1 protein-coding gene and 2 pseudogenes are annotated in these 2,310 nt (G+C 75.2%); 2 read left to right on the top strand and 1 reads right to left on the bottom strand.

Translation table 11 applies throughout. The features are described 5' to 3' along the window. Both L1885_RS27325 and L1885_RS27320 read left to right on the top strand, forming a co-directional pair. Positions 1–321 (top strand): annotated as a pseudogene (locus L1885_RS27325) (SAM-dependent methyltransferase); the annotation flags it as partial. Between the two features lie 157 nt (positions 322–478). Further along, positions 479–1,636, top strand: a complete 1,158-nt coding sequence (locus L1885_RS27320; protein ID WP_235799829.1) for an NADH-quinone oxidoreductase subunit D — start codon at positions 479–481, stop codon at positions 1,634–1,636. 276 nt (positions 1,637–1,912) lie between these two features. Here the strand turns inward: L1885_RS27320 and L1885_RS27315 are convergent. Further along, a pseudogene (locus tag L1885_RS27315) lies at positions 1,913–2,310 on the bottom strand (hypothetical protein); the annotation flags it as partial.

Raw genomic sequence — 2,310 nt, 5'->3', positions numbered from 1 at the left:
GGCTTCCGCGACGGCGGCGAGGTGCGCCCCGTGCCGGACGGCAGCTGCGACGTGACCTCGCACGTGGCGCTGGACGCGATCGCACCGGACGCCGTGCGGGTGTCCCAGCGGGCCGTGCTGCGGGCCCTCGGGGTCGGCGGGAAGCGGCCGCCGCTGTCCCTCGCGGGCACGGACCCCGCCGCGTACGTGCGGGCCCTGGCCGCCGCGGGCGAGGCCGCCGAGCTCACCGCGCCCGGCGGCCTGGGCGACTTCACCTGGGTCCTCCAGCCGGTGGGCGTCGACGCGGCGGACCTCCTCGCGCGGCTCGGCCTGCGGGTCTGAGCACCCGCGGCCTGCCGGTCCGAGCACTCGGGGAACGCCGGTCTGAGCACCCGCGGCCTGCCGGTCCGAGCACCCGGGGCCTGCGGGCCCGAGCACTCGGGGTGGCGGGCCTCCCCGCGATCACCGGGGCCGCCCGCGCTCTGCGAGACTGTGCGGCATGAGGGACAGCGCCGGGGCCACCACGACCGTCGGGATCGGCGGGGCCGCCGAGAGCACGGACATGGTGCTCAACATCGGCCCCCAGCACCCGTCCACGCACGGCGTGCTGCGGCTGCGGCTCGTGCTGGACGGCGAGGTCGTCCGGGAGGCGGAGCCGGTCGTCGGCTACATGCACCGGGGCGCGGAGAAGCTGTTCGAGGCGCGCGACTACCGGCAGATCGTCATGCTCGCGAACCGGCACGACTGGCTGTCCGCGTTCTCCAACGAACTCGGCGTCGTGATGGCCGTCGAGCGCATGCTCGGCATGGAGGTGCCCGAGCGCGCCGTGTGGACGCGCACGCTTCTGGCCGAGATGAACCGGGTGCTCAACCACCTCATGTTCCTCGGCTCCTACCCCCTCGAACTCGGCGGCATCACACCCGTCTTCCACGCGTTCCGGGAGCGCGAGGAGCTCCAGAACGTGATGGAGGAGGTCTCCGGCGGCCGGATGCACTACATGTTCAACCGGGTCGGCGGCCTGAAGGAGGACCTGCCCGCGGGCTGGGCGGGCCGGGCGCGGCACGCCGTGGCCGCGGTCCGTTCGCGCATGGACGTCTACGACCGGCTGGTGCTCGGCAACGAGATCTTCCGGGGCCGCACCCGGGACGTCGGCGTGCTCGCGCCGGAGACCGTGCGCGCGTACGGGGTGACGGGACCCATCGCCCGTGCCTCCGGCGTCGACTTCGACCTGCGCCGCGACGAGCCGTACCTCGCGTACGGCGAGCTCGCGGACGTCCTGACGGTCGTGACCCGCCAGGAGGGCGACTGCCTGGCGCGCTTCGAATGCCTGCTTGACCAGACGCACGACGCGCTCGCCCTCGCCGACGCCTGCCTGGACCGGCTCGCCGAACTGCCGCCGGGCCCCGTCAACCAGCGGCTTCCGAAGGTGCTCAAGGCCCCCGAGGGCCACACGTACGCCTGGACGGAGAACCCGCTCGGCGTCAACGGCTACTACCTGGTGTCCAGGGGCGAGAAGACGCCCTACCGCCTGAAGCTGCGCTCGGCGTCCTTCAACAACGTCCAGGTCCTGACGGAACTGCTGCCGGGCACCCAGGTCGCGGACATGGTCGCGATCCTCGGCTCGTTGTTCTTCGTCGTCGGGGACATCGACAAGTAGTCGGGGAAGCGGTCGAGGAATCGGTCGGGGAATCCGCCGGGGAACTCGACAGGCAGGGGGCACGGGCCGCCCGGAGATCCGTCTGCGGCCCGCACTCGGACGGCCCGGAGTACCGGCCGCCACCCGGACCCGCACCGCACGACCAGCCGCGCGAGAAGCGGCGGGGCCGCCGACCGCGCCGGACGTGGGCCGTGGCCGCGCCCCGGGAGGCGAGCCGTGGCCGTGTCCCGGGAGGCGAGCCGTGGCCGTGTTCCGGCGGGTGTGCGCCGCCGGGCGTCAGGAGCCGAGTGCGCTGCGCAGGCCGCGGAGTTCGAGCTGCTCGGTGTCGTCGTGCTCGGTCAGGTCGATGACCTCGGGGCCGGCGTCGTCCGCCCGGTCGCCGGCCCGGTCGGCGGCGGGGCCGTCCGCGGCCGCGTCCTGCCCGGGGGCCTCGCCTGCGGCACCGCGCTCCCGCCCGTCCCGCGTGGCCTCCGCGCCGGGGGTCTCCTGCGCTCCCGTACCGTCCGCCGCTGCGGTCTCCTCCGTCACCGCCTGCGCCCGGGTGCCGCCGGGGGCGTCCACGTCCTCCTGCGCGCCGGGGTGCTCCCGGCCGCCGTCGCGCGCGGGCTCGGGGCGTACGCGGCCGCCGTGCTGCGTGCCGAAGAAGTCGAAGCCGTGGCCGGCCGCCCGCTGCT

The organism is Streptomyces fuscigenes (genome assembly GCF_021556455.1).
GTDB lineage: Bacteria > Actinomycetota > Actinomycetes > Streptomycetales > Streptomycetaceae > Streptomyces > Streptomyces fuscigenes.
This window is presented reverse-complemented; position numbering and strand designations above follow the sequence as displayed.

Bases quoted from the DNA above. Each gene is read 5' to 3' on its own strand.
- L1885_RS27320 (WP_235799829.1), top strand. From the start codon at position 479: ATGAGGGACAGCGCCGGGGCCACCACGACCGTCGGGATCGGCGGGGCC.